The sequence below is a fragment of the Stenotrophomonas sp. PA-6-5C genome, assembly GCF_021605635.1.
In the GTDB taxonomy this organism is placed as follows: domain Bacteria; phylum Pseudomonadota; class Gammaproteobacteria; order Xanthomonadales; family Xanthomonadaceae; genus Stenotrophomonas; species Stenotrophomonas lactitubi.
In genome coordinates this window covers 18,503-42,202 of the sequence record NZ_WKEE01000025.1, presented here as the reverse complement: position 1 = coordinate 42,202, position 23,700 = coordinate 18,503, and the positions used below count along the sequence as shown (strand labels likewise).

At 67.4% G+C, this 23,700-nt stretch carries 14 protein-coding genes and 1 pseudogene; 1 reads left to right on the top strand and 14 read right to left on the bottom strand.

Annotation, left to right across the window (positions count from 1 at the left end; all coding sequences use genetic code 11):
- Positions 1-85 precede the first annotated feature (85 nt).
- From GIW57_RS12395 to GIW57_RS12360, 8 genes and pseudogenes are all read right to left on the bottom strand, one after another.
- Complete coding sequence (locus GIW57_RS12395; RefSeq protein WP_236511134.1) at positions 86-1,138, bottom strand: sensor domain-containing diguanylate cyclase; 1,053 nt, start codon at positions 1,136-1,138, stop codon at positions 86-88.
- A gap of 73 nt (positions 1,139-1,211) precedes the next feature.
- On the bottom strand, positions 1,212-2,078 hold the full coding sequence (locus GIW57_RS12390) for an aldose epimerase (protein ID WP_236511131.1): 867 nt from the start codon (positions 2,076-2,078) through the stop codon (positions 1,212-1,214).
- Positions 2,068-3,033, bottom strand: coding sequence for a glycoside hydrolase family 43 protein (locus tag GIW57_RS12385; protein ID WP_329605761.1), 966 nt, complete (start codon positions 3,031-3,033; stop codon positions 2,068-2,070). Before GIW57_RS12385 ends, GIW57_RS12390 begins: the two co-directional genes overlap by 11 nt.
- Positions 3,034-3,057: 24 nt before the next feature.
- Positions 3,058-4,530 (bottom strand): annotated as a pseudogene (locus GIW57_RS12380) (MFS transporter); the annotation flags it as partial.
- 10 nt (positions 4,531-4,540) lie between these two features.
- Complete coding sequence (locus GIW57_RS12375; RefSeq protein ID WP_236511128.1) at positions 4,541-7,213, bottom strand: glycoside hydrolase family 3 protein; 2,673 nt, start codon at positions 7,211-7,213, stop codon at positions 4,541-4,543.
- Entirely contained in the window at positions 7,210-8,904 is a 1,695-nt protein-coding gene (locus GIW57_RS12370) for a glycoside hydrolase family 43 protein (protein ID WP_236511170.1), read from the bottom strand. The genes GIW57_RS12375 and GIW57_RS12370 overlap by 4 nt, the downstream gene beginning before the upstream one ends.
- A complete protein-coding gene (locus GIW57_RS12365; RefSeq protein WP_236511126.1) occupies positions 8,901-10,880 on the bottom strand; it encodes a sialate O-acetylesterase in 1,980 nt (659 codons plus the stop codon). Before GIW57_RS12365 ends, GIW57_RS12370 begins: the two co-directional genes overlap by 4 nt.
- Positions 10,877-12,991, bottom strand: coding sequence for an alpha-glucuronidase family glycosyl hydrolase (locus GIW57_RS12360; protein WP_236511122.1), 2,115 nt, complete (start codon positions 12,989-12,991; stop codon positions 10,877-10,879). The genes GIW57_RS12365 and GIW57_RS12360 overlap by 4 nt, the downstream gene beginning before the upstream one ends.
- A 111-nt stretch (positions 12,992-13,102) precedes the next feature.
- Here GIW57_RS12360 and GIW57_RS12355 point away from each other — a divergent pair, with 111 nt between their 5' ends.
- Positions 13,103-14,161 (top strand): LacI family DNA-binding transcriptional regulator, encoded by a 1,059-nt coding sequence (locus GIW57_RS12355; protein WP_236511121.1) that lies wholly within the window; start codon positions 13,103-13,105, stop codon positions 14,159-14,161.
- Between the two features lie 20 nt (positions 14,162-14,181).
- Here GIW57_RS12355 and GIW57_RS12350 read toward each other — a convergent pair whose 3' ends face one another.
- The 6 genes from GIW57_RS12350 to GIW57_RS12325 all read right to left on the bottom strand — a co-directional run bounded on the left by GIW57_RS12350 (position 14,182) and on the right by GIW57_RS12325 (position 23,699).
- Positions 14,182-16,746, bottom strand: coding sequence for an exo 1,3/1,4-beta-D-glucan glucohydrolase (locus tag GIW57_RS12350; RefSeq protein ID WP_236511118.1), 2,565 nt, complete (start codon positions 16,744-16,746; stop codon positions 14,182-14,184).
- The gene (locus GIW57_RS12345) at positions 16,743-18,152 is read right to left on the bottom strand and encodes a sugar porter family MFS transporter (RefSeq protein ID WP_236511117.1); all 1,410 of its coding nucleotides are present in this window, start codon (positions 18,150-18,152) and stop codon (positions 16,743-16,745) included. The genes GIW57_RS12350 and GIW57_RS12345 overlap by 4 nt, the downstream gene beginning before the upstream one ends.
- A 46-nt stretch (positions 18,153-18,198) precedes the next feature.
- The gene (xylA, locus tag GIW57_RS12340; protein WP_236511114.1) at positions 18,199-19,533 is read right to left on the bottom strand and encodes a xylose isomerase; all 1,335 of its coding nucleotides are present in this window, start codon (positions 19,531-19,533) and stop codon (positions 18,199-18,201) included.
- A gap of 44 nt (positions 19,534-19,577) precedes the next feature.
- Entirely contained in the window at positions 19,578-21,071 is a 1,494-nt protein-coding gene (xylB, locus tag GIW57_RS12335; protein ID WP_236511111.1) for a xylulokinase, read from the bottom strand.
- A 64-nt stretch (positions 21,072-21,135) separates the two neighbouring features.
- Positions 21,136-22,680, bottom strand: coding sequence for a tryptophan halogenase family protein (locus tag GIW57_RS12330; RefSeq protein WP_236511109.1), 1,545 nt, complete (start codon positions 22,678-22,680; stop codon positions 21,136-21,138).
- Positions 22,680-23,699 (bottom strand): cupin-like domain-containing protein, encoded by a 1,020-nt coding sequence (locus GIW57_RS12325; protein ID WP_202908269.1) that lies wholly within the window; start codon positions 23,697-23,699, stop codon positions 22,680-22,682. The genes GIW57_RS12330 and GIW57_RS12325 overlap by 1 nt, the downstream gene beginning before the upstream one ends.
- Position 23,700 lies beyond the last annotated feature (1 nt).

Sequence of the window (23,700 nt, the reverse complement as noted above, 5' to 3'; positions counted from 1 at the left end):
GAAGTGGCGAGTGTGGCGGTTGGCGCTGCGGTATCCGGTGAAATGGGCGTCCACCTGCCCTGCCAGCGCCCCCGCCGGGTGCACATCACTCGGCGCAGCTTGCGGTGTTCTTGCCGTGCCGTTTTGCGTGATAGAGCGCCTTGTCCGCCTTCGCCAGCCAGTCCTCTGCGGTGCCTGTGCCAGCGGCGATGCCGATGCTGACGCTGACGCTGAAGTCGATGTCGGCGGCCTCGGCCGTGCCCGGTTCCTGCAGATGCTGCCTGATCTGCTCGGCCACCTTCATGGCCTCGGCTGCTGTGCGCTGACCCAGCAGGGCGGCGAACTCATCGCCGCCCAAGCGCGCCGGCATGTCGCCCGGCTGGGCCAGCTGGCGCAGCACTGCCGCGATGCGGCGAAGCACCTCATCGCCCGCGCGATGGCCGTGCGAATCATTGATCTGCTTGAAATCATCTACATCGAGCATCAGCAGGCACGCGCCCGCGCCCTGGTGCGGCCCCTTCTCCAGCACCTGCTGGGCGCGCTGGATCAGGAAGCCGCGGTTGGCCAGTTCGACCAATGGATCCATCCGGCTCAGCCGCTGCAGCTGGCGATTCTGTGATTTCACCCGCCGCGCCAGTCGCCAGCTCAGCACGCTCAGACCGATGCCATAGACGAACAGGAAAGGCAGGCTGAGGACAATCGTGCGCTGCGAGGTGACCGGCTGAAACGGCAAGCCCAGGGCGAGCCAGGCGATCACGAATCCGGCCACCAATGCCAGGGTCGCCCGCGTTGCCAGGCGGATACCGCCGGCGGCGATCTTGTCGGCCACCAGCAGCGCGGCAAACAACGCACTCGGCACGGTACTGAGGGCCATGAAGGCGATCCACGCGCCTCCGAGCAGGGAGTCGACGATCATGCAGCGGAACTGTACCGCGGCCGGCGCGCGCGCGCGGCGTGTCAGCACCAGCGCCACTGCAGGCCATGCGACGGCATTGAGCAGCAGCAGTACCCACGCCGACGCATCCGCCTGACGCTCCAGGATGATCGAGGCAATCGGAAGCGCCCCCAACCCATTTCCCACGAACCGCATCCAGCCGATGCGCCGTGCAGCGCCGACGCCCTCGACCGCGACTTCCGTTGAATCAGTGAAGAACGGCATTGCCGGCTCTCCCGATCATCTCCCCTGCCATGCGCCCAGACATCCGTTTGCCTGCGAGTCTGGCATCTGCACGTCAACAACAGGTCAATGGCCGGTGCTTGCCACCGGTGTCGATCTCCCAGCGCAACTCGAAGTGCAGTTCCAGTTGCTGTCCCGGCTGCAACCGGGTGGGCGCCAACGTGAACCCATCCGGCGGGCCGGTCTGTGGCTCCACGCAGGTGGCGTGCGCGGCGCCGTCATAGACCACCCAGTGATCGGTGTCGGCGCGCAGTCGCAGCCGCTGGCCGGCGGAAACCAGCGTGACCTCGCGATGGTTGATGAAGCAGTCGTCCCAAGGGCCTTGCGCCGGATCGACGCAGGGCAGGACGGCGATGCCCTCTCCGTCGCGGGGGTACATCGCGGCTGGCGCGAACAGCAACCGGTCCGGCTTGCGGAACCACGGGTGCCAGCCGAGCACGGCCGGCATCGGCGTGTCGCCTGCCTGTACGGCCAGGCGCAGTTGCAGGCAGTCAGGCTGCACGTGGATGTGCTGCGATGCCCTGCCCCCGAAGGGCCAATAGCCATCCTCGGGAAGGTCCAACGACAGCGATGCGCCGTCCGATTCAAGGCGGTCGATGCGCCAGGGCCGTGAGAAGCCAACGCCATGGATGGCGTGCACTCCAAAGTTGACCGGCAGCTGATAGGGCCTGCCGTCGAAGCTGAAGCGTCCCTGCCGGATGCGCCCGGCCCAGGGGACCATTGGATAGCACCCCCAGCCGATGGCGGCCGCCTCCTGCTGTTCGCCGATCAGCCATTCCACACCGTCGAAACGGATCCGCGCGATGCGTCCACCCGCCTCCGGTGCCACTGCCACTTCCAGCCTGCCTGCCCGCAACCAATGCAGTAGACCGGCAGGCATCGCGGCCTGCGCATCATCCTGCGGAGATGTCTCAGGCGCCATAGGGATCGATGGTCCGGATGCTGCCGTCTGCTTCCATGTGCAGCGGCGTGCACTTGACCGAACGCAGGTGGGTGACCCCGCCCGACAACAGTGCGTCGTGGTAGAACAGGTACCACTGCCCCCGGAACGCACAGATGGAGTGATGGGTGGTCCAGCCCACCACGGGCGTGAGGATCACGCCACGATAGGTGTACGGCCCGTATGGACTGTCGCTGGTGGCATAGCACAGCAGGTGCGTATCGCCGGTGGAGTACGACAGGTAATACCGGCCCTGGTATCTGTGCAGCCAGGGCCCCTCGAAGAAACGGCGTGCGTGATCATCGGCGCGCAGTGGCTGTCCGTGCCCGTCCAGGATGACGATCTCGCGCGTGGCTTCGGCCAACCGGGTCATGCTCGCGTCCAGTCGCGCGATACGCGGGCCCAGTGCCGGCGCGTCGCCGGCAGGTTCTTCATGCGCCGGGTCGTAGCGGTTGTCCCGGTACTTCTGCAGCTGGCCACCCCAGATGCCACCGAAACAGAGGTAGTGCGTGCCGTCGTCGTCCTCGAACACGGCCGGGTCGATCGAGTACGCGCCCTCGATGGGCTCGGGCTCGGCAGTGAACGGGCCCTCCGGCCGATCCGCCGCCGCAACGCCGATGCGGAACATGCCGTCGGCATCCTTGGCCGGGAAGTACAGGTAGTAGCGGCCATCGCGGCAGGCGGCGTCCGGCGCCCACATCTGCCGGCTGGCCCATGGCACGTCGCGCACATGCAGCGCCACGCCGCAGTCGCTGGCCTCGCTGTCGGGCGTGTCCATCCGCAGCACATGGTAGTCCTGCATGCCGAAGTGCCCGCCCTCATCGTCGAAGGGCGCGCCGCTGTCGATGTCGTGCGACGGATAGATGTACAGCAGCCCCTCGAATACGTGCGCAGAAGGGTCGGCGGTGTAGATGTGCGTTACCAGTGGTTGCGAGATGGCGTGTGCTGCCAGCTGATCCAGGTTGCTGCCCTGTCGCCGCGACTGCAGCTCCTGCTCGATGCGGGTTTCCATGCGCTTGTTGATCTCGTAGAGGAAAAGCAGCGCTATCGCGGCCAGGAACGGAATGGCGCAGTAGACGCTTACCGTCAGGCGGATGCCGTCCACCACGGCCTGCGGCTGCTGCGGGGCGCCTGCCTGGTAGCCATGATGGGCGAGGATGGCGGCGACCAGCGCACCACCGATGCTGAGCCCGATCTTCAGGCCACACAGCATTGCCGAGAAGACGATCGCGGTGGCACGGCGGTGGTTCTTCCACTCGGAATAGTCGGCGACGTCGGCGATCATCGCCCACAGCAGCGGGATGGTGATGCCGTAGCAGAACCCGTGCAGCATGAAGGCAGCGAAAGCCACGGCAACCGCCGTGGGCGGAAAGAAATAGAACGCCAGCAGGAACACGGTGGAGACCAGCAGTGCACCACCAAAGACATCACGCTTGCCGAACCGGTCGGCCAGGCGGCGCGATACGCCGATGCCCAGGATCATGCAGACGATGCCGCAGGCGTTGAACAGGCTGAACGCTGACGTTGCCGGGTCCTTCGGCCAGGCGAACCCGGACAGGCCCATGCCGTTGAGCGCCGCGTTGACGGCAGCGATGAAGCGGTTGAACCCGGAGCTGTCGAGAAAACCCGCCAGGGCGGCTTCGCTCATGTAGTACTGGAAGTAGTAGACGTAGGTGCCGCCCTTCAGGGACAGGTTGATGAAAACCAGGATGGTGAGGGCCAGCATCACCTTCCAAGGACGGTTGCGCAGCAGATCGGACAGGTCCTGCAGCACGCCGGCGGTCTGTTCCTTCGCCGGTACGATGCGCTCGCGCGTGGTGGCGAAGGTGATCAGGAAGAACACCGTTCCCACTGCCGCGAACACGGTCATGACCCGCTCGAAGCCCAGCACGCGGTCGCCGTCGCCGAGGATCAACACCAGCGGCAACAGCAGCACCTGGATGATGAACTGCGCGACCATCACCGCCACGAAGCGGTAGGCCGACAGGCTGTTGCGCTGGGCCATGCTGCCGGTGAGCACGCCGCTGAGCGCCGAATACGGCAGGTTGTTGGCCGCATACACGAGCATCAGCAGGCCGTAGGTGGTCACGGCGTAGATGATCTTGCCGCGCGGCGCCAGGTCGGGGGTGCTGAAAGCAAGCAGCGACAGCGCCCCGAATGGAAGTGCGGTCCACAGGATCCACGGCCGGAACTTGCCCCACCGGCTGGCCGTCCGGTCGGCGGCAATGCCGATCAACGGAGTGAACACGAACGCCCCGAGCACACCGATCACGAAGATGATCGTTGCGGCCGTGGCCGGCGGCAGCCGGAATACATCGGTGTAGAAGAACGCGAGATACGTGATCAGCGTCTGGAAGATCAGGTTCGCCGCGAGGTCGCCCAGGCTGTAGCCGAGCTTCTCCCGGATGGACAGCGTGTGCCCGGTGCTTTCCATGGGGCGTGCATCAGTCACGATTGGCCTCCACGCGGAACCCGCCCTTCGCACGGATGTCGGCGCTGGAGCTTCCCACCCTCACTTCATACGCACCCGCCGGCACCGCATAGCCGCCGCGCGCTTCGTCATACTGGCGCAGGTCCTGCTGTGCCTGCAGATCGAACGCTACGGTGCGCCGCTCGCCGGCGGCCAGGTGGACGCGCTGGAAGCCGCGCAATGTCTGGCGTGCATCGCCGGGGCCCGCCTCCAGCCGTCGTACATACAACTGCACCACTTCGTCGCCGGCACGCTTGCCGGTGTTGGCTATCTCGACCTGCACCTTGAGCTTGCCGTCGTGGGCGATGCGCGCCGAATCAAGCTGCAGCCTTCCGTAGTCGAACCGGGTATAGGACAGCCCGTGGCCGAACGGATACAGCGGCGTGCCGCGGAAGTAGCGGTAGGTACGGCCTTCCATCGTGTAGTCGTCGAACGCGGGCAATGTGTCATCCGCCCTGTAGAAGGTCACCGGCAGGCGCCCGCCGGGATTGACTTCGCCGAACAGCGCCTGGCCGACGGCGGTGCCACCGCGCTGGCCGGGATACCAGCTCATCAGGATGGCGGACAGATTCTGCTGCGCCCACTCCACCGCCATCGCCGAGCCACCAGTGAGCACCATCACCACCGGCTTGCCAGTGGCGTGCAGCGCTTCCAGCAGCGTGCGCTGTGGCGCGGGCAGGCGCAGGTCGGTACGGTCCCCGCCGGCGAAGCCCGGGTAGTTGACCTTCATTTCTTCGCCTTCGACGTCGCCGGTGAGGCCGCCCACGAACACCACGACGTCTGCATTGCGGGCGGCCTCCAGCGCCGCTTCGAACGGCGGCTTGGCACCGGGCATGCGCCACCCCAGGCGGACGCCGGCGTCGCGCTCGGCGTCGAAGTACTCAAGCCTGAGGTCATAGGCGCGGCCGGCCTGCAGGTCCAGGTCCACGCCATCGCCGCGCAGGCGATCGCTGTTGGCCCAGTGGTCGAGCACCCGCTTGCCGTCCACGTAGAGGCGGAAACCATCGTCGGCGGCCGCCTCGATCCGGTAGCGCCCCGAGACGGGCGGCAGCAGCTGGCCACTCCAGCGAATGCTGAAACCATCGCTGGGGATGCCCTGCCCCGGCGCGGCTTCACCACGGGCCAGCAGGTTGTCGGTGGGAGAGCCCCGGTCCCAGCGGAATCCGATCTGGGCATCGGTGCGCACCAGCGCCGGCGTGCCGGAAAGATCAGCGGTACGGAAGTACTCGCCACGCAGGCCGCGCTCCGGGGAATCGGCCGAGGGTCGCAGGTAGGTCGCTTCGATCAAGGGCGTGGCGCTGGGATCGTCGCGCCCTTCAACCAGGTCCACGCCGCGTGCGTAGCTCACCTCGATGCCCTTGGCGGCATCGCGGATGCCCTGCAGCAGGGTGACCGGCGCGGCCGGGGTGCCGAAGTAGTTGCCCAGCAGTGCCATGGCGTCATCGGCGGTGGGGCCGATCACGGCGATGCGCTTGAGGTTGCGCGACAGCGGCAGCACGCCATCGTTCTTCAGCAATACCAGCGATTCCTGCGCGGCCTTCAGGGCCAGCGCATCATGCGCCGGTGCCTGGTTCACCGACGCGGGAATCCGCGCCCAGCGCACGCGCTCGGGCGGGTCGAACATGCCCAGCCGCATCCGCGCGGCGAACAGGCGGGTCACCGCATCGTCGATCTCCGCCTCGCTGATCAGGCCCTGCCGCACGGCGGCTGGCAGCCTGGCATATTCCTGGCCGCACTCCAGTTCGGTGCCGTTCCTGACCGCCAACGCGGCTGCTGCTTCGCGGCTGGGAACGATCCGGTGATGCTTCCAGATGTCGACGATGGCCCAGCAGTCGGATACCACATAGCCCTTGAAGCCCCAATCGCGGCGCAGCACATCGCGCAGCAGGAAGCGGCTGGCGCTGGCGGACTCGCCATACACCCGGTTGTAGGCCCCCATCACCGCGTCCACCTGCCCCTCCTTCACCAGCGCCTCGAACGCGGGCAGGTAGGTGTCATACAGGTCGCGCTTGCTGGGGCGGGCATCGAAGTGGTGACGATCAGCTTCGGGGCCGCTGTGCACGGCCAGGTGCTTGGCGGTGGCGTCGAGCTTGCGGTACACCGGGTCGTCACCCTGCAGGCCGTGCACGAAGGCCACGCCCATGCGGGCGGTGAGGTACGGGTCCTCGCCGTAGGTTTCCTGGCCGCGGCCCCATCGCGGGTCTCGGAAGATGTTGATGTTCGGCGACCAGTACGTCAGCCCCTGATAGCGGCCATGCGAGCCTTCGCGGAGGAACTGGTGGTGCTTGGCACGGGCCTCGTCGCTGATGGTGCTGGCAACCTGCCCCATCAGCGGCACATCGAAGGTGGCCGCCAGGCCGATGGCCTGCGGAAACACGGTGGCCTGCCCTGCCCGCGCCACGCCATGCAGGCCCTCGTTCCACCAGTCGTAGGCGGGAACGCCCAGGCGCTCGATTGCGGGCGCGGCGTTCTGCATCTGCGCCGCCTTCTCCTCCAGGGTCATCCGTGCGACCAGGGCGGCGGCGCGGGTTTCAACGCTGGCCGAGGTGTCGAGCCAGGGCGCAGGCCCGGTAGCGTGACCGGTCGTTGCCAGCGCGATGGCAGCGCACAGGGCCAGCGTGCGGAAGAAGGGAGTGCGCGTCATCATTTGCTCCTCAGGGCACGCTCGTCGCGCGCGAATGGTCCCAGCAGGGCGCCGACGAAGCCGCCTGCACGATCCGTACTCAATACCGTTCCGTCCACGTTCCCGACCAGCGACTGCCAGCCACGCCCATCACCGGTGTCGAAGGCGAACGCGTACCTGCCTTCGTCACCGGCGATCTTCAGGCGCAGCGAGCCGGATGCCATCGCCTCACGGGTTGCCAGGGTGCGGGTAGCACCGCTGCCGTCGCGCGCTTCCAGGAAGACCGCCACGTGGTCACCGCCGACGCTGCGGACACCCAGGAAGTACCAGTGCGTCTCGTTCTGGAAAGCTGCCAGGCCAGCGGCCACGCCTGCTGCCGGGCGGGTCATATCGGTACTGGCCTCGAAGCGCAGGTGTTGCTGGCGTCGGCCGAGGAACGCGGGGCTGCGCAGTGTGTCCAGGTTCTCCGCCAGCGGATGCACGGCCAACGCCCCCGGCCGCTCGCGCAGGTCGGCCCACGGCTGCTTGGGGACGCGCACGCGCAGCCAGCCGCTGCCGAGTGTCGGCGTATCGAATTCGTCGCGCTCGGTGAAGTTGCCGGTGGACGGCGCCTGCGACGCCTCGCCCTGCATCCACGAGGGCGCTCTGGCCGCATACGGAATGGCCTGGTTGGCCGGCAGGATCACCGGCCAGCCGTCCTGCCATTGCACCGGCAGCAGATAGGTCTCGCGCCCGGTGTTGTAGTGGCGGATGTCGTAGTTGCGGCTGGCAAGGAACACCGCCCACCAGGAGCCGTCCGGACCCTCCACCAGATCGGCATGCCCGGCATTGGTGATCGGCAGTGGCCTGCCATCTGGCAGGTCGCGCTGGGTGAGAATCGGATTGCCCGCATACGGCACGTAAGGCCCCCACACCCCGCGGCTGCGCAGCACCACCTGCGAGTGCTGCGGGCCGGTGCCGCCTTCCGCGTCGGAGAGGTAGTACCAGCCATCGCGCCTGTAGAGGTGCGGCCCCTCGATCCAGATCGGGTTCCTGGCCGGCTCCACCCCGCCGTCGACCAACACCCTGCGCGGCCCTACCGGGGTGAAACGCTCCAGATCGATCTGCTGCATCCAGATGGCTCGGTGGCCCTCGTAGCGTGGCGGGCCGGGCGGTACATCGTTGTTGAGCAGATACACGGTGCCGTCATTGTCGAAGAACAACGACGGATCGATGCCGTCGATGCCGGGCAGCCAGTGCGGATCGGACCAGGGACCGGCGGGATCGCGCGCGGTCGCGATGAAATTGCCGCCGCTGTCGACGGCCGTGGTGACCACGTAGAACATGCCGTCGTGGTAACTGATGGCCGGTGCGAAGATGCCACGCGACACGCCCAGGCCGTCGAAGTCCAGCTGCGATGGCCGGTCGATCACGTTGCCGATCTGCTTCCAGTGCACCAGGTCCACGCTTTCGAACACCGGGATGCCCGGGAAGTAGGTGAAGCTGGAGTTGACCAGATAGAAGCGCCCGTTTGCGGCGACGACGCTGGGGTCGGCATGGAACCCGGCAAGAATGGGGTTGCGATAGTGTCCGGCCGGCAACGGCGCATCGAATGCCGCGTCGCGACCGCGGTACTCGAACCAGTCGAAGTAGACCGGCGGCGCAGGCGCCGCTGCCCACGCCTGCGGCAGGAATGAAGACAACACGAGCAGTGAGGTCAGCAGCAGGCGCATCAGGGAACCTCCGCAGGAGAAATGGAAAGCTCGAAGGGACCGGCGGGCGCGCCGCTGCTGTCGTGCAGGGTGCACACCGGGCCATCGGCCCAGCAGTAGCGCACGCGGGCGGCGGAAACGGCCTCGGCGCTGCGCAGCACGACGTCGTGACCGTCCAGCACCGCGTCGGCGTAGTGGCAGTGGCGCGCATCGGCGTCGCACAGCTCGAAGCCGATGGGACCGTTCGCGCCGGTCGTGACCAGGGCGCCGGCCACGTCGTCGAACGCGATGCGTACACCGGCCCGCGTGGCCGATGCCTGGCGCGCTATCGGGCCGGACGGCGCTACGCCGCGCTCGCTGTAGACCACATGACGCGCTGCCCGCGCCAGACGCCGGCCCAGCTCCTGCTTGTTCGGCGGGTGGATGTCGTAGGCATCGCCGATGTCGATGGCCACGGCCAGCCCGGTGTGCGGATCTTCCGCAGCGACGAGCCGCTGCGCCTCGCGCACCTGCGCCCAGCCACTTTCAACCGGCGCGACGGGTGGCTGGCCATAGCCGGCCAGTTGCACCAGCAGCAGCGGCGTGTGCGCGCCGAACCGCCTGCGCCAGTCATCGCGCAGGCCGCGCAGCCGTGCCGCATAGGCAGCGCCGTCGCCGGTGTTGGATTCGCCCTGGTACCACAGCATTCCGCGCAGGCCGTAGTTGCCCAGTGGCGAAATCATGCCGTTGTACAGCGTCGACAGTCCTGTAGCGGCATGCCACGGTGCCAGCGGCGGCGTCTGTACACCGGGCGCCACCCGGTACTGCCAGCGCGCATCCAGCGCGATGCGCGTACCGTCATCCAGGCGGATGGCGTGCGCACTTGCGGGCCCTGCAAGCCCACCCTCACCGTAGGTGTCCAGGACATTGATCACCACCGTGTTGGCACCGGCCTTCAGCAACCCGGGCGGCAGCGCATACGTCCGCCGCTCACCCGCACCGTACTGGCTGCCCACGGCGACGCCGTTCACCCAGGTCATGTCCGTCTCGTCGACGGGACCCAGCTCAAGCCAAGCGTGCTTGCCGGCCTGCGCGGCAGCCAGTGTCACCTGGCTGCGGTACCAGACCATGCCGTTGTAGCCGGCCAGCGCTGGCACACCCCAGCGCTCCCACGCCCCGAGCGTGGCGGGTGCGCGTTGCCATCCGCTGCTGTCGGTGCCGGGCTGCCAGGGCGTATCGGCGGCGGCACCTTCGCGTGTTGCCCACCAGTGTTGCCAGTGCTGGCCCCAGCGTGCGTTTGCCGCTGCGGGATCGCGGGCAGACAAGGCGAGCACATCCAGTGCTGGCCCCATGCCGCCCTGCATGCGCAGGGCATCGGTGCTGGTCCAGGCCTCGATGCGCGAGCCGCCCCACGCCGCCTGGATCAAGCCCATGGGGACATCCACCGTCTTCTGCAGTTCGCGCGCAAAGTAGAAGCACGCAGCGGAAAAGTCGCGCACCGTGTCCGGCGCCGCCGTACGCCATGCCACAGACGCCGGAAAATCACTCTGTGGTGAAACCGCCGCCGCCTTCGGTACGGTGAACAGGCGGATTTTCGGTTGCGTGGCGCTGGCGATCTCGCTGTCTGCCTCCAGCGTGCGCCGCACCGGCAGTTCCATGTTCGACTGCCCGGAACACAACCAGACGTCGCCGATCTGCACGTCGTGCACGATCTGGGCGGCGCCCCCCGCACGCACCGACATTGCATGGGGGCCGCCGGCGGCCATGGACGGCAGCGTTGCCTGCCAGCGGCCGTCGGCCGCCGCGTGGGTGCTGACCGTCTGCCCTGCAACGGTCACCGAAACCGTGGCACCCGGCGCGGCCCGGCCCCATACCGGAACCGGCTGCTCACGCTGCAGCACGGCGTGATCCTGGAACAGCGGATGCAGCAGCGCCATCCCTGGTTCCTGCGCCGCTGCACTCGTGGCGCAGCCGCCCATGGCAACCACCAGCATCCAGCCCACCCGCGACGTCGGCTTCATCGCCCATCTCCCGGTGCGGACGGAAACTGCAACGCCTGGTACCAGGCCAGCGGATGCGGCGGCGCGGCTTCGCCTGCGGGCAACGGCCTGCCGCTCACCGACTGGAAGTACGCCACGCTGGCATCGCGCCACCACTGCGCTTCCCGCAGCTGGATACGCAGGAAGGCTGCGACCTGCGCATGCCGTTGTGCATCCACCCTGCCCTGCAGCCCTGCCCAGGTGGCCTGCATCCCCTGCACCTGCCGTACCCCCTGCGAGTAGCGCGCGACCAGCTCGTCCCACAGCGTCCGCCCCGAGACCATGCGGTGGTCCCACGGCACGTGGTGGAACCACAGCAGCAGCGGCTCTGGAACCCGCGCCAGGTCGCCATACTGCTCAGCCACGCCGGGGGAATACTGGGCCACGGCATTGCTGCCGCCTGCGGTGCGGTCGAAGCCAATGCCGCTGTGATCCGCACGGTGGTAGTACACCGACGTCCAGTCCGCGCGTGGGCCGCCATCGACCCACGGACCCGGACCATGGTGGTGTCCCCGCGCCATCAGATGGTGCAGGCCCAGTGGGGTCATGTAGTTCACCGCGGCCTCGCGCGAGGCCATCATCATGCCGACGATGGGCTGCACCACGCCGGGATCGGCCGAGAAGGTCAGCGCCGCCCAGTCCGCCGCGATGTCCCCGGCCGATTGCCGCGGATCCCACGCAAGGCGCCCGAAGGCGTACCAGTTGGCCTGGTCGAAATGCGATCCACTCCAGGTGCGATCGGTGCCGATGTTGGCGACGCCGGCCATGCCGGCCAGGGATCGCGCCACGGTGAAACCTTTGCCGCGTGCGCGGGTGTCGGCCCGCAGCGCTTCCTCGTACAGCGGCCCCAGGTAAACCAGGTGCGTGGCGAAGCCCAGGTATTCCTTGGTGATCTGCACTTCCATCATCAGTGGCGTGCGCGGCATGGCCCCGAACAGCGGGTGGAACGGCTCACGCGGCTGGAAGTCGATGGGCCCGTTCTTCACCTGCAGGACCACGTTCGGGCGAAAGGCGCCGTCCAGGCCGGCAAATTCGCTGTAGGCCTGCGTGGCCCGGTCGGCGGGAACGTCGTGCGCATAGACGAAGGCGCGCCACATCACCACGCCGCCGTGCGGGGCCAGTACATCGGCCAGCAGGTTGGCGCCGTCGGCGTGCGAGCGGCCATAGTCCTGCGGGCCGGGCTGCCCTTCCGAATTGGCTTTCACCAGGAAGCCGCCGAAGTCGGGAATGCGTGCGTAGATCTCGGCGGCCTTGTCCCGCCACCAGCGCTGCACGCCCGGGTCGAGCGGATCGGCGGTGTCGAGCCCGCCGAGCTCGATGGGAGCGCTGAAGCGTGCGCTCAGGTAGACGCGGATGCCGTACGGCCGGAACAGATCCGCCAGTGTTGCCGCTTTGTCGAGATATTCCGGCGCAAGACTCTGTGCGTTTGCATTCACGTTGTTGAGCACGGTGCCGTTGATGCCTACGGACGCATTGGCGCGTGCGTAGTCGGTGTAGCGCGGGTCGCGCCACTCCGGCAGCGTCTGCCAGTCCCACAGTGACTGGCCTGCATAGCCGCGCTCCACATACCCGTCGAGGTTGTCCCAATGGTTGAGCACGCGCAGCCGAAGCCGTGGCGATTGACGCACATCGAGGGCATCGATCCTTGCGCCCGTCTGCAGCAGCCGCAGCAGATGGAACACGCCGTACAGCACGCCGATATCCCGTGGTGCGGCGACCAGCAGCACATCGCGCCCGCCCACCCGTGTGCGCTTGAGCAGGTAGCCTTCCTCGCCCAGTGACTGCAACTGCGCGCGCAACGGTGCGATCAACGCTGACGACTGCGGGGTGCCCAGCACCAGCGCGGGACCGCTGGCCGCCGTACCCGGTGCCTGCGGATCGCTGCCGAGCAGTCCGCCGAGCCCACGCTCCAGCTCATCGCGCGCGGCGCGCTGCGTGACCGTCTGATCAGGGGCCACCACCTGCCCCAGGCGGGTGCGGTAGTCGGCAGCGAGCGTCGGCTCGAGCGGGGCGTAACGCATCCACAGCGCGTAGCCATCCTCTGCGCGTGCGTTGCCCATGCAGGCCAGCAACGCCAGCACGCTGGCGAACATCCAATGACACCGCTCGCCATCGAAACGGAACCGCAGGGTGGCCAGCAAACCTTGTAAGCTCGGCGCGTGCGCTGGATGCAGCAGCGTCACAAAGAAGAACGGGAGCGCGTATTGGACAAGCCGAAGAAATCGGTCCGCCGCAAAACCAGTGGCGTGACGATCGACGAGGTGGCAGCCCTGGCCGGAGTGTCGCCGATGACGGTGTCGCGGGCGATCAACCAGGGCAAGGTGCGCGACGTCACCCGCGAGCGCGTGATGCGCGCAGTGCGTGAACTGGGCTATACGCCCAACCTCGCCGCCAGTTCGTTGGCCGCCGCGCAGCACACGCGTATTGCACTGATCTACACCGACCCCAGCGGTGCCTACCTGCGCGAACTGCTGGTCGGCCTGCTGCGGGTAGCGTCCAACGCTGCCATCCAGCTGGTCATCGACTACTGGGACGAGCCGGGCCCCGCCGCCCAGCGCAAGGCCGCGCGTGCCCTGGCCGGGCGCGTGGACGGCGTCATCCTGCCGCCGCCGCTGTGCGAATCGAAGCCCGTGGTGACCGAGCTGGTCAGGGCCGGTATCCCGGTGGTTGCGATCGCGCCAGGTCACCTTGGCAACGGCGTTTCCTGCGTGCGCATCGACGACTTCCACGCTGGCAGGGAACTGGCCGAACACCTGATCCAGCATGGTCACCGCCGCATCGGCTTCATCTGCGGGCGTACCGATCTCAGCGCGAGCGCGCGACGCTATGACGGATTTGTCAGCGCGCTGCACGACGCCGGGCTGGAGGTCGACCCCGCCCTGGTCGAACAGGGCGACTACACCTACCGCTCGGGGCTCGCCGCTGCTGAAAAGCTGCTGTGCCAGCCCCGGCCGCCCACTGCGATCTTCGCCAGCAACGACGATATGGGCGCGGCGGCAATCTCCGTTGCCCACCGCCGTGGCCTGGAGGTACCCCGCGACCTGTCGGTGGTGGGCTTCGATGACAGCTCGGCGGCCACCACGGTCTGGCCTGAGCTCACCACCATCCATCAGCCGATCGCCTCGATGGCCGATGCGGCCATCGATATCCTGCTGCGCACCATCCGCCGCCGCACAGACGGCGAGCGGGTGCTGATCGACCACGTGGTGCCGCACCAGCTGGTGGTACGCGATTCGGTCGCGCGCCCACCTGGTTCCCGATAGCGCAGAGCGCGGCGTCACGGTCAGGCGCCCGCGCAGCCGATGGTGGTCTCTGCTTCGTTCAGAGCGCCCAGTGCGACACGCGACACCGACAGTGTCATCGCCCCCGCCGTTCCGATCGACCACGGGCGATCCAGCTTGCCGACATCCGCACCAGCGGCCGCCAAGCACTTCAGCGGCACACCCACGCGGGTCCATTGGCCCACCGGCAGCGTTGCCAGCGTCGGCGTGAGCGCAATGCGGGCCGAGCAGCCAGCACCGCAGCCCACTGCCAACCAGGCCTCGCTGCGGGGTGCAGACTCCACCCGCAGCGTGGTCAGCAGCATCAGGTCGCCGTTGCTTTCGCGCTGCAGGTCCAGCGCTGTGTGCGACTGCAGCGTGGCAAGCGCCTCCCCCTTGCCAGACCACGCAAGACGGCGACCGTCCTCCTGCGCCAGATGGTCCACGCCAGTGACCTTGAGCAGATCGCCCTCCAGGGCCTCCGGCACCTTGGTGACCGTGACGCCCTGCCCCGTGCCCTTCTGCAGGCGCAGGGCCATGCCTGAACCGGCTTCGCCGCGCGCGAAGAACACGCCGGTGGCGCCTTCGTTGCCGGTTACCCCAGAAACTTCCGGCAGCGCCGCCAGATCGCCATTGTCGGCGTAGGACAGTCCGAAGCCGAAAGCGAACTGCGGGTCGTAACCCTGCTGCCCCACGTTGTTGGCGTACTGCGTGGCCGTGCGCGGCCAGCTGAAGCTCAACCTGCCCTTGAAATCGTGCTGCACGCTGCCATCAGCCTTGCGCAGCAGAACGTCGGCAACGCCGGCACCTTCCGAGCCGGGCAGCCACGCTGCAACGAACGCATCCGCGGCGTTGATCTCGCGGTTGACCCACAGCGGGCGTCCGCTCAGGAACACGGCCACCACAGGGATGCTGTCGGCCTTCAGCCGTTTGATCAGGGCAAGATCCGCGTCATCCCCCGGCTTGTACGCCAGAGTCGGCAGATCGCCCTGGAACTCGGCATACGGACTCTCGCCGAATACCACCACGGCCACGTCCGGCTTCGTCACGTATTTCCCATCAACCGCAAGCACTGCCTCGCCACCTGCGGCGGACGCCTGTTGGGCGATACCCTCGTAGATCGTGTCCGCGTTGGGGAAGTCCTTGCGCGTGGTGCCGGTTCCCTGCCAGTTCAACGTCCAGCCACCGGCCTGTTTGCCCACGTCGTTGGCACCATCACCGGCGACCAGGATGCGCTGCCGGGGGGACAACGGCAGTACACCGCCCTGATTCTTCAGCATTACCAGTGATTCGCGCACCGCCTGCCGCGCCAGGGCGCGATGTTCCGGTGCACCGATCAGGGCAAATTGCCCGCCGACCGCGCGGGCGGATGGCTTGCCGGCCTCGAACAGGCCCAGTCGCATCTTCACCCGCAGGATCCGGCGCACGGCTTCATCCAGCCGCTGCTGGCTGATGGTGCCGTTCTTTACTGCAGCCAGCGTGGTTTCGTAGAAGCCTTTCCAGCTGTCCGAGGCCATGGCCATGTCCAGCCCTGCATTGATGGTGGCCGGGCAATCGGTGGTCGTGCATCCCTTGACCTGTCCATGTCCGTTCCAGTCACCCACCACGAACCCACCGAAGTGCATGCGGCCCTTCAACGCATCGGTCAGGTACTGCCTGTGACCATGCATTTTTTCGCCGTTGACGCTGTTGAAGGACGCCATGACGGTCTGTGCGCCTGCCGCGATCGCCGGCGGATACCCGGCCGCGTGGATGCGCACCAGGTCTGCTTCGCTGATCCGGGTATCACCCTGGTCCTTACCGTCGGTGGTGCCGCCGTCGCCGAGGAAGTGCTTCACCGAAGCGATCACATGACGACCATCGAGGAACGCGGGCGTACCCACTTTGCCCTGCAGGCCTTCGACCATTGCACCGGCATAGCTGGCCACCACCTCGGGCGATTCGGAATAGCCCTCGTAAGTACGCCCCCAGCGGTCGTCCTGCGGTACCGCCACGGTCGGTGCGAATGCCCACTCCATGCCGGTCGCGCGGGTCTCCAGTGCGGTGACTTCGCCGATCCGACGCAGCAGATCCGGGTTGCGGGCCGCGCCCAGGCCGATGTTGTGCGGGAACAGCGTCGCGCCGATGATGTTGCTCTGCCCGTGCACGGCATCAATGCCGAACAGCACCGGAATCGCTTTGCCACCGGCGGAGGTGTCCATCGACGCTGCGTAGAACGCATCGGCCAGCGCCAGCCATTCGGCCGGCGCGGCATCGTAACGGCCACCGGGATCGGAATTGCCGCCGGCCAGGACCGAGCCCAACCGATAGCGGCGCACGTCGTCGGGCGTGATGCTGGCGATATCGCCCTGCACCAGCTGGCCGACCTTTTCCTCCACCGTCATGGTGGCCATCAGGTCGGTGATGCGCTTCTCCAGCGCGGGGTCCTCGGCCAACGGCCAGGCGACCTGCGGCCACGGATCCGCTGTCGCGGCCGCAGGTCCGGCAACCTTCTCGTCCTTGCCGCAGGCCGTCAGTGCCAGCAGCAGCGTGGTCAGCAGCACGCCAGCATGGGCGCGGCCAACGTGTCGATGGGTCATTGCGTTCATCCTTGCATCTGCTCCAGTTCCTTGCCCTTGGTTTCGTGCACGTACCTGAGCACGAAGAACACCGAAATGACCGCTGCCACCAGGTAGATGCTGTACGTGGCTGCCAGCCCGGTGGCGGCCAGCAGGATGGGGAAGGTCACGGTAACGGCGAAGTTCGCGGTCCACTGCGCCGCACCGGCCACTGCCAGGCCCGAACCGCGGATCTGGTTGGGGAACATTTCGCCCAGCATCACCCACATCACCGGCCCCCACGAGATGTTGAAGAACACGACATAGGCATTGGCCGCCACCAGCGCCAGCGTGCCCATGCCTGCAGGCAGCTGCAGGTGCGTATCGACCAGCGAGCCGCTGGCGAATGCCGCCACCAGCACCGCCAATGACACCGCCATGCCGGCCGAGCCCACCCACAACAACGGCTTGCGCCCGATGCGATCGATCAGCAGCACGGTGACGATGCACGCACCGATGCTGAGCGCACCGGACAGCACGTTGATCAGCAATGCGTCGTTCTCGGAGAAGCCGACGGCCTGCCAGAGCACGGCACCGTAGTAGAAGACCACGTTGATGCCGACCAGCTGCTGGAAGGTGGCCAGGCCGATACCCACCCAGACGATGGAGCGGATCCGGCCGGTGCTCTTGCTGCGCAGGTCAGACAGCCGCGGCCGATGGTGGTCGGTCGACAGCGAAGCGTCGATCTCGGCAAGCTTCGCCTGCGCCTCGGTACCGCCGTACAGCCGCGCAAGCACCTGCAGCGCCTCGTCCTTGCGGCGCTTCACCATCAGGTAGCGTGGGCTTTCCGGAATGGTCAGCAGCAATGCCAGGAACAGCAGCGAAGGCGCGGCCTGCATCCAGAACATCCAGCGCCACGCCGCATAGCCGCCCCACAGCGCCTCGGTGGAGGCACCGGCGGTGGCCGCCAGCAGGTAGTTGGACAGGAACGCGACGGTCAGCCCGCTGATGATGGCGATCTGCTGGACCGTGGCGAGGCGGCCACGGTAGCGTGCCGGTGCCACTTCGGCGATGTAGGCCGGCGAGATCACGCTCGCGGCCCCGACCGCGAAGCCCCCCAACACCCGCGCGGCGACGAACATCACCGAGGACGATGCGGCGCCCGCGCCGATCGCCGACAGCAGGAACAGCACCGCCGAGACGATCAGCACATTACGGCGACCGAGACGGTCGGCCAGGCGGCCGGCACTGAAGGCACCGACGGCACAGCCCAGCAGCATCGAGGCGATCTCGAACCCCTGCATCCACTCGCCGGACCTGAACGCCTGGTGCAGGCCGTCCTGGGTGCCGTTGATCACGCCGCTGTCGAACCCGAACAGGAATCCGCCAATCGTCGCCACCACGCTGATCAGTACGATCAATCGGGTGTTCTCTCCACCGTTCATTGCCTGCTGCATTGCCCTGCCCCTCCCCGGTTCGGTGTCATCGATGCGAGCCATTGGCTCAACGCAGCAGGTATTGGTTGATCAGGTTCTCGTAGCGCTCCTGCTTGCCGCTGATCTGCCGTGGCTCGCCGCCCTTGGCACCCAGCGCAGCCAGCTCTGCGAGGCTGAGCGCGCCGCGCGCGAAGTCCTTGCCGGCACCACTGTCGAAGCTGGCGTACCGCTCCTGGCGCCACTGCTCCAGCGGCGAGTCGTTCAGCAGCGCATGGGCCACTTCCAGTCCGCGGGCGAACGCATCCATGCCGCCGACGTGGGCAATGAACAGATCTTCCAGGTCGGTCGATTCACGGCGCACCTTGGCATCGAAGTTCAAGCCGCCTTCCAGACCGCCCTGGCGCAGTACCACCAGCATCGCGCCCACGGTGTCGTACAGGTCGGTGGGGAACTGGTCGGTATCCCAGCCGTTCTGTGCATTGCCGCGGTTGGCGTCGATGCTGCCGAGCAGGCCGTGGTCCGAGGCGACCTGCAGATCGTGCTCGAAGGTGTGGCCGGACAACGTAGCGTGGTTCGCCTCGATGTTGAGCTTGAAGTCCTTGTCCAGGCCATGCTCCTTCAGGAACCCCACCACGGTGGCGCTGTCGAAGTCGTACTGGTGCTTCATCGGTTCCATCGGCTTGGGCTCGATCAGGAAGTTGCCCTTCAGGCCGATGCTGCGGCCATGGTCGCGCGCCATGGTCAGGAACCGCGCCAGGTGGTCGACTTCGCGCTTCATCTGCGTATTGGCCAGCGCGGCATAGCCTTCGCGGCCGCCCCAGAACACGTAATGTTCGCCGCCCAGTTCAACGGTGGCCTCCAGCGCGGCCTTCACCTGTACGGCGGCACGCGCCACCACCGCAAAGTCCGGGTTGGTGGACGCACCGTTCATGTAGCGCGGGTGCGAGAACAGGTTGGCCGTGCCCCACAGCAGCTTCATGCCGGTGGCATCCTGGCGCGCCCTGGCAAGGCCCACCATGTGCTTCAGGTTCTTTTCGTACTGCGTGACGTCATCGGCGTCCGGCGCCAGGTCGATATCGTGGAAGCACCAGTACGGCACGCCCAGCTTGGTGAAGAACTCGAACGCTGCGTCCACCTTCGCCTCGGCGGTTGCCATCGGCGAGCCTGCCTCCCAAGGGAAGTGGCGCGTGCCCGGGCCGAACGGATCATGCCCGGCGTTGCAGAAGGTGTGCCAGTAGCAGACCGCGAAGCGAAGATGCTCCTGCATGGTCTTGCCACCGATGACCTTGTCGGCGTCGTAGACCTTGAAGGCGAGCGGGTTGTCCGAGCCCCGTCCTTCGAAGGGAATGCGGCCGATGCCGGGGAAGTACTCCTTGGCGCCGATGAAGGGTTGCGTGCTCATGGTGCGTCTTCCTGTCGTTGTGCGAGGTGTCGCGGAAAGAGGAATCAGCCGCGATACAGCGGCGTGATGGCGTCGAGATGTCGAAGGAACCGGGCGTAGGCCGTGGCGTAGGCTTCGCTGCGCGAGGGGTCCGGGCGCGCGGACCGCAGCGGGTCGAGCGCAACGTGCCGGTCGGTGATCGCGGCGATCGAGGTGGCGTCACCGCGCGCGTGAGCGACGGCCCACAGCGCCTGCAAGGCCGCACCGAACGCCGCGCCTTCGGGCTGGGTCGGCACGTCCACCGGCAGGCCGAACACATCGGCCACCAGTTGCCGCCACTGTCCGCTGTTGCTGCCGCCGCCGGTCAGCACGATGCGGTCGAACTGCATGCCCGCGCCGACGAATGCGTCGTAGCCAAACTTCAGGGCGTAGGTGGCCCCTTCCATGGCCGCGCGGTAGATGTGCGCCGGCGTCATGTTGGTCGTATCCAGGCCCGCAAGCACCCCTTTGCCCTGCGGCAGGTCCGGCGTGCGTTCGCCGTTGAGGAACGGCAGCATCACCAGCCCGTCGGCGCCGGGCGGCGTGGCGTGCAGGTGGCCGTCGCCATCGCGGCTGCTGAAACCGAAGGCATCGGCAACCTGCCCGGTCACCACGGTGCAGTTCATCGTGCAGATCAGTGGCAGCCAGCCGCCGGTCGACGAGCAGAACGCGGCCCACGCGCCGTTGGGATCGACCACGGGGGTGTCCGAGAACGCAAACAGCGTGCCTGACGTGCCCAGGCTCATCGCCAGGCGACCAGGCACGACGCAGCCGGTGCCGATGGCCGCCATCATGTTGTCGCCACCGCCGACGGCCACCTTCACGGTGGGCGGAAGTCCCAATGCCACGGCGGCCTCAGGCGCGATGTCGAACACCTCATCGGGTGCAGCGATGCGCGGCAGGCAGCCGGCAAGATCGCGCTGCGGATCGGTCGCGTGCAGCAGCTCGTCCGACCAGGTACGGGTGCGCACGTCCAGCCAGCCGGTGCCGGACGCGTCGCCGTACTCGCAGAAGCGTTGGCCGGTCAACACGAAATTGAGGTAATCGTGCGGCAACAGGATGGTGGCCAGCCGGGCGTAGGCGTCGGGCCGGTGCGTCTTCGTCCACGGCAGCTTGGAGGCGGTGTAACCGGCAAGCACCGGGTTGCCGGCCAGTTCGATGGTGCGTGCGGCACCGCCAACCGCGTCCATGATCTGCACGCATTCGGCCGCGGTGCTGGTGTCGCACCACAGCTTGGCCGGTGCCAGGACCTTCCCTGCCGCATCGATCGGTACGAAGCCATGCTGCTGCCCGGAGACCGCAAGCGCGGCAATGCGCGAGCGCAGCGCCGGATCGATTGCGGCAAAGCAGCCCTGCAGCGCGGCGACCCAATCGTCTGGGCGCTGTTCCCGGCTGCCATCGGCGGCGCTGGTCAGTTCCAGTGGCGCGCTGGCGCTTGCAACGAGGCTGCGTGCATCAGGATCGTAGACGACCACCTTCAGGCTCTGCGTACCGGCGTCGATTCCTGCAACCAATTCCATCTACTGCACCCCATAGTGAGTTGAAGGTAGCGCTACCAATTCTGCGCAACAGCACACACTGCGGCTACGCCACGGCCCGCCCCGTTTGCCAGGCTTCCGGCGCAGCCTTGCAGTAGCGTTCGATGAAGTCCGCCTGCGAGGGCATCTTCGCCACCGCTTCCTGCACCGGCTGCCGGAGTCGATGCAACAGCGTGCGCAGGTCCGCGTCGCCGATCGCGCGCGCAAGCGGATGCGGCGGTCCTGGCAGGATGCCCTGGCCCATCAGGACGCTGGTCCAGGAGTCGACCCGGAACAGCTCGCCGGGGTCCTGCCAGGCATGGGCACGTTCGCGCCACGCGCGCAGGCGGACCTGCAGTGACTCGGGAAGCGCCATCTCGCGGCACGCCTTCCACATCGGCTCGTCGCGCTGGTTGGCGTGGTAGTGCAGGATGATGAAATCGCGTACATGCTCCATCTCCTGGCGGCTTACGTCGTTGTACAGCGCCACCAGCGAAGGGGTGATGCCCTCGGACGGGAACAGCTGGATCAGGCGTACGACGGCGCTGATGGTCAGGTGGATGCTGGTCGATTCCAGCGGCTCGATGAAGCCACTGGCCAGCCCCAGCGCCACCACGTTGCGGTTCCAGGCCTGCAACCGGCGCCCGCTGCGGAACGGTACCAGCCAGGGATCGCGCAGGGGCCGTCCGTCGACATCACGGAGCAGCTTGGCCTGCGCCTCGTCATCGGACATGTGGCGGCTGGAGAACACCAGGCCGCAGCCGACCCGGTGCTGCAATGCGATATGCCAGCGCCATCCGGCCTCGTGCGCGATGGCGCGGGTGTAGGGCACCGGCGGCGTAGCCGCGTCGGTCTGCACGGCAACGGCACGATCGCTGGGCAGCCATTCGTTCCAGTCTTCATAGCCGGTATGCAGTGTCTGCTCGGTCAACAGGCCACGAAAGCCGGTGCAGTCGATGAACAGATCGCCTTCGATGACCTGGCCGTCCTCCAGCAGCAGCGATGCAACCGAACCGTCATCGGCATGCTGGCGGACTTCCCGGATCTTGCCTTCCACCCGCCGCAGCCCGTTGGCTTCGGCCTTGCCGCGCAGGAATCGGGCGTAGAGCCCGGCGTCGAAATGGTAGGCGTAGTTGACCTGGGGCTGGGTCTGCAGCGAAAACCGGTCGGCTCGGGAAGCGACGCTTTCCAGGCAGAAGTCGCCCAGTTCCGAAGGCATGCCGCGCCGCAGGCTGTCCAGCCAGAAATGATGGAACGGCGTGGCCCACGTGCCCTGCCCGATCGTGCCGAAGGGATGGATGAAACGCTCACCCGGGCGACGCCAGTTTTCGAACGAGATCGAGAGCTTGAACGTGCCCGCGACCGCACGCATGAACTCCTGCTCATCGATCTGCAGGAAGCGGTGGAACGTGCGGATGGGCGGCACGGTGGATTCGCCCACACCCACGGTACCGATCTGCTCTGACTCTACCAGGGTGATGTCCAGCTGCTGGCGGAACTGATGCGCCAGCGCGCAGCCGGCCAGCCAGCCGGCAGTGCCGCCACCGGCGATCACCACTCTCCGGATCCGCCCTTGTGTAGTGTGCGCAGCGTTCAATGCGATGCTCCCCATCAGCGGTTGAGTCGACCCAGCAGCTGCGCGCGCATGCGCCGCGCCTGCGTCTCGTCGAACGGTGCCAGCTCCCCCCGGGCGGCTTCTGGCAGGTGTTGCCCTGCCCGCCCGCCGGGACCAAACACGTAGTACTCGAAGATCCTTGCCCAGGCCTGTTTCTCGCGTGCCGGCAGATCACGCAGGGCCCACATCGCGTGCTGCAGCGCCGGCAGCGGCGAGCCGAGGAAGGCTGGCGCGCTGCGCCACCAGTAATTCACCAGCACGTTGAACGGTTCCAGGCTGCGCACGTGGTGCCACCACAGGCCCGGGATGAAGATGGCATCCCCAGGTTCAAGCGTGGCGGTCTGCGCGCTTGCCATGGCATCACGGAAGCGCGGATGGCGGTCGACGTCCGGGCGTTCGAAGTCCACCGTGCTGACCACCTGTCCTCCAGGGGTCGGCTCCATCGGCCCCGGGTAGAGGTTGCCGATCTGCTCCGGCGGAAACAGGGTGAAGCGGCGCCGGCCCACCGCACAGCACGCCAGGTTGTCGGGGATGTCGTAATGGCAGGAGGCCGTTACCCGGTTGCCGATCCAGATGCTGGCCGAGGCATCGATGCCCTGCCCGGACAGGCCGGCATCGTTGTGCTGCGCGAACCCGGGCAGCGCCCGTGCGATCAGCAGCGAAGCGACGTAGTAGGTGGGCGGGTTCGGCGAATCCAGATGATCGCCAATTGCGTCCAGCACCTCCGTCAGCACGCCACGCCGGACCTCGAAGTTCAAGCGGGTGAAGTCGGCGTTGTAGAACGGACGCCCTTCGATCTCGGGGCCGCCGAAGGAATAGGGAACCGGCACGCCTGCGTCGAAGCCGCGAAGGTAGGCCATCGCCTCCTGCAGGGAACGTGCACCGGCCTGCACAAGCCCCCATCCGTTCGCGATGCCGCGCAGCACCACCGGTTCGCCGGCAGCCACCAGCGACTCCAGCGGCAGCGCCGTGGCATCGAGCCCTTCCAGGGTACGCATCGGGAGGCCGTCCAGCACC

Excerpts from the sequence above, each read along its gene's own strand:
- GIW57_RS12395 (WP_236511134.1), bottom strand. The coding sequence starts at position 1,138 with ATGCCGTTCTTCACTGATTCAACGGAAGTCGCGGTCGAGGGCGTCGGC.
- GIW57_RS12390 (WP_236511131.1), bottom strand. The coding sequence starts at position 2,078 with ATGGCGCCTGAGACATCTCCGCAGGATGATGCGCAGGCCGCGATGCCT.
- GIW57_RS12375 (WP_236511128.1), bottom strand. The coding sequence starts at position 7,213 with ATGATGACGCGCACTCCCTTCTTCCGCACGCTGGCCCTGTGCGCTGCC.
- GIW57_RS12365 (WP_236511126.1), bottom strand. The coding sequence starts at position 10,880 with ATGAAGCCGACGTCGCGGGTGGGCTGGATGCTGGTGGTTGCCATGGGC.
- GIW57_RS12360 (WP_236511122.1), bottom strand. The coding sequence starts at position 12,991 with ATGTTCGCCAGCGTGCTGGCGTTGCTGGCCTGCATGGGCAACGCACGC.
- GIW57_RS12350 (WP_236511118.1), bottom strand. The coding sequence starts at position 16,746 with ATGAACGCAATGACCCATCGACACGTTGGCCGCGCCCATGCTGGCGTG.
- GIW57_RS12345 (WP_236511117.1), bottom strand. The coding sequence starts at position 18,152 with ATGCAGCAGGCAATGAACGGTGGAGAGAACACCCGATTGATCGTACTG.
- xylA (WP_236511114.1), bottom strand. The coding sequence starts at position 19,533 with ATGAGCACGCAACCCTTCATCGGCGCCAAGGAGTACTTCCCCGGCATC.
- xylB (WP_236511111.1), bottom strand. The coding sequence starts at position 21,071 with ATGGAATTGGTTGCAGGAATCGACGCCGGTACGCAGAGCCTGAAGGTG.
- GIW57_RS12330 (WP_236511109.1), bottom strand. The coding sequence starts at position 22,680 with ATGGGGAGCATCGCATTGAACGCTGCGCACACTACACAAGGGCGGATC.